Genomic DNA, 3,929 nt, shown 5'->3' on the forward strand with positions numbered 1-3,929 from the left:
ACGTTCAAAGAAGATGGTATCATGATTACTACCATCAGAAATGCGTGTTTTGATCATATGAGACATACTAAAATCATGAGATCATCCCACAAGGAAATCTTGTACCTATCGGATCACGGATCTGATGAGAACTGTTTTCAATTCAAGAACGAAATGATCACGATGAAATTAGTTTACGAACTCCTTGAAAAATTACCTCCGGCCTGTAAGAATGTTTTAGAATTATACGTCTACGGTTTGGATACAAAAGAGATCGCTGCTAAGCTCGATCTATCCAGGCAAACTATCCGGAACCAAAAGTCCAATGCCATTAACATCCTTAAAGAAGGAATTTCCCGTCATCTTAATACCAGGAATCGATTATTAAATTAGAATACCATTTCAAAATCTTTTCAATAAACCCCCATGAAATATTTTGTCATACTCTCTTTTATTATTTTTTGTTTTTCTTCCTGCACAAAACATGAAAACATAAATTACCCGAATATTGTACTGAAACGATCCGCCGAACCCAGACTTTCAATGATGTGCGGGCCTTATGCAATTAACGCTACAGGCACTCTCGCAACACTAAAAGGTTATAATATCTTCGACACGGTAAACCATTATTTTGTAATTACGGCAATCGGTGGTGATGGATACTTGCTTACGGTCAAACTGTATTGCCAACAATTGAAGTCCGGAACCTACCAACTTGATAACAAGAATGGTGAAGTAACACTATCAAGGGCTATATCACAAAGTGGCTATTACGAAGTCGCCTACGCCCAATCCGGGGCGGTTACCCTGAATCTACAGGTTAACGGCTTTACACAAATATCGGGTGACTTCTCCGGCAACCTGGTGGACATGGGCTCCGGCAGACAAATTCAATTTGATTGCGGCTTTTCAAATTTGTATATATACTGGGTCAGCTGAACAAAATGGACTATTCCTATTCTGGCTGGCCCGTCAATTTTTTTCCAAAAAACATTAATAATTATATTTCATTTTGTCATTAATTGAAAAGCAATTTGAAAATATTTCTAAATGCCTGCAAACTCAAATTTCATTTCTAAATATGAATTTGCTCCCTCCAAAAATGATTTTTAATGTTAGTCTTGATTTATATGAAAAAGACATCAAATTATTGAGGGGTCATTTCTATCAGATAGATATTACCGGAAACAAAGAAATCAACTTAAAAAATATCATAGGTTCAATTGACTTTAACGTCAAAGACAACTTAATAGCATCACAGTGTTATTTGCATAAATTACTTCTCATGTTCAAGGAACTGGAATCTAAGGGACTTGTGCGAAGAAAAAATAATAGCCTCGAAGGGCGTTTAAAATATTTTCCAACAATAATACATCCCAATAACGACCTAAAAACAATAAATGAATTTATTAATGAAGGTGATATTTACAAACCACGCTTAAAGCAAATGATCAAATCTTCATTAACTAATGCAAAAGAGGGGGATTGTTTTACCCCGCAACTTTTTCTTGATTCGAGTGAATTGCTACTGATTAACCATCCTCTCATTAAAAAAAGATGCCAAACCCATGTAATAACAATATTAGAATTTTATTGCAGAAAAGGTATATTGTTTTTATTTGAAAAAGCAGAGAAAGAACACGAAACCAAATATCAAAGAACTGATAATTTTCCTATCTGGTAACAAAAGGACATCAACAAAAAAATAAAATTGACTAAGCTTATCAAACGCACCAATTTGCCGCGACCTGCGAAAATAACAAGATATGAACACTAAGCCCGGGAATTGGTTTGCAAATTATTTTGGAAATCTTATAAATAAAAACAAACCCAAATTCGACGACATTGATATCGCTGAATTTTTAGAACAGAAAGAAAAAGCGGTTGTACTGCAGGAATTAATTCAAAGAAGACCAGGCGTAATCAATAATGTTGTTTCGTCGAAATACTGGGATTATTTAGTTACATCAATTTCGTATGTAAATGAGAACTGGGTTGAATTATTGGTAAGAACCTATGAAAAAGTGCATGGATACAAATTCCAAAAGGCAAATATTGCAAGAGCCTTCCTATACATTACGACCGAGAAAATAGAACTCATATTTCTTGATGTAAAATTAGATCATAGACGAAAAGGAGTGGGACATACTTTAATTGATCTTGTACTCAGCATATCAAAAATTGCATGTAAGAAGGAAATAGTTGGGGTGCTTAAAGAATTTAAAAAGGCAGATATTGAAACAATAAACTCTTTTATGCGCAAATATGATACTGATAAGTATAGATTTGAATATAACTGGGAAGATGAAACAGACAGCTTTTATTTTAAAATAATTCTTCTTAAAGATTCTACAGTTTGATTTTTGGTTAGCCGGGGCATTTCGATGCCCGGGCATTGTATTAATGCATTGCTGTACTCAGAAATAAAATCTAAATAATTGGTCGTTGTATTTCACCACGCATTATTTGTAAAACCTACAGGAACCTTTTTTCAACAACCTTATTCAAGCATCTAAAATATCTAACTCTTATAAATAATACTGTTATGAATAAAATATTATTAGCACTCATACTATTACTAGCAATCTTTTCTTCTTTTGGACAAAACAAAATCGAAGAGAATTCAAAGCTGATCGTTGCAGAAGGTAAACATCTTTATAAATTGGAAATGGCTTCCTGGTTTGGAACGGATGTTTTCATGGAACAATTTAAAGACCATGGAAAAATCGGCGGCTTTTTTTCCTATGAGGACGCAAATCTGGTAAAATGCATATTCTTTTCAAAAGAACAAAAACCAAAAGTCATTGGAACAATATCGTTTGACAGCAGTTACAATACTAAGGAAGCGAGGTCGGACCTGTCAATAAGAAATTTTACAAGAGTAGAGGAACAGCTATTCCTTATTCGTTCCATCGCCAATGAAAAGATCCGCACAGATACTGGTATAAAACTTTATGAGCAAACCGATCCTAACCTGATACCAATAATTACAAAAAATGAACGAAAAGTTTATATTTTGACAGGGCCCCACGCAAATGGCATAGTAATATTTGGAAATGACTATCTATTAACATTTACTCCTAAAAATATCCTTGTTGAGGTAAAACCATTGCATAAAGAAATGAGTGTACTAAACTATGGAACAAAGACTGAAAATGACGATTCAGTTTTTGGAACTATACATTCACATATATCCGAAACTGATGAATTGATAACAGCAACTGACATTTGCACACTCATGCTCTATGAAAAGATTGCAAAATGGGAACAACACATGGTTGTTTCAAAAAACTTTTTCTCTATATGGGATTGTAAGAATGATCTGCTCACAATTGTTGCAAAAGATGCCATAGAAAAAATAAGCAAGTATTAATTCATTAAAAACTAAATGAAACTGAAATTGCTTTTATTTTATTTGCCTCTTAGGGTTTATTTAAAAAAAACTTCCGCGCAAGAATGCATTTGCTAGGTATTAAAGATCTACTGCACTAAATCAAAATTTCACAAACTAATATATTTTATTATGACCAATGAAAAATCAATACTTCCTACGATAACAACAACACTTTTAGATTGGGAAGAAATAAATAAAACTTCAGAAGAAAAGATCGTAACCATCAGACCGGTTTGCGAAAAGGACAAATATGTTTTAGCTCATTGGACGGCTGAAGGACAAAGCAGAACCACTATCTCAGAAATACTTAACTCATTTACAAAATATGAGTTTAATTCCCATCCTGATGTAAACAGCTTAATCGGTTCATTCAACAAAATCGATTTTTTTCATGCCAGCTCCGTTTCTGAAACTAAACTGTTTAGAAAAAATCAAACCGGTTTTAAAGATGTACGTAACCTGAAATTGATGATCCCAAATAAATTTGCCCATTTGCCCAACTACGTTGCACTTGCCTGGCAGGTTAGCTGTTCATACCTCTTTTGCCAACAAGGTA

The 3,929-nt window shown here is 33.8% G+C and carries 6 protein-coding genes; all 6 read left to right on the forward strand.

Going from position 1 to position 3,929, the window contains the following annotated elements:
- On the forward strand, positions 1-372 hold a 372-nt coding region (locus VNZ46_RS06380; RefSeq protein ID WP_325559261.1), incomplete at its 5' end, for a sigma-70 family RNA polymerase sigma factor.
- A gap of 33 nt (positions 373-405) precedes the next feature.
- Positions 406-918 carry a hypothetical protein gene (locus VNZ46_RS06385; protein ID WP_325559262.1) on the forward strand — a complete coding sequence of 171 codons (513 nt, stop codon included), beginning with the start codon at positions 406-408 and terminating at the stop codon, positions 916-918.
- Between the two features lie 73 nt (positions 919-991).
- Complete coding sequence (locus VNZ46_RS06390; RefSeq protein WP_325559263.1) at positions 992-1,663, forward strand: hypothetical protein; 672 nt, start codon at positions 992-994, stop codon at positions 1,661-1,663.
- Between the two features lie 82 nt (positions 1,664-1,745).
- Entirely contained in the window at positions 1,746-2,339 is a 594-nt protein-coding gene (locus VNZ46_RS06395; protein WP_325559264.1) for a hypothetical protein, read from the forward strand.
- 185 nt (positions 2,340-2,524) lie between these two features.
- The gene (locus tag VNZ46_RS06400) at positions 2,525-3,352 is read left to right on the forward strand and encodes a hypothetical protein (RefSeq protein ID WP_325559265.1); all 828 of its coding nucleotides are present in this window, start codon (positions 2,525-2,527) and stop codon (positions 3,350-3,352) included.
- 150 nt (positions 3,353-3,502) lie between these two features.
- Positions 3,503-3,929, forward strand: a 427-nt coding sequence (locus tag VNZ46_RS06405) for a hypothetical protein (RefSeq protein ID WP_325559266.1), incomplete at its 3' end; no start/stop codon positions are given.

Source organism: Pedobacter sp., from assembly GCF_035566355.1.
Taxonomy (GTDB): domain Bacteria; phylum Bacteroidota; class Bacteroidia; order Sphingobacteriales; family Sphingobacteriaceae; genus Pedobacter.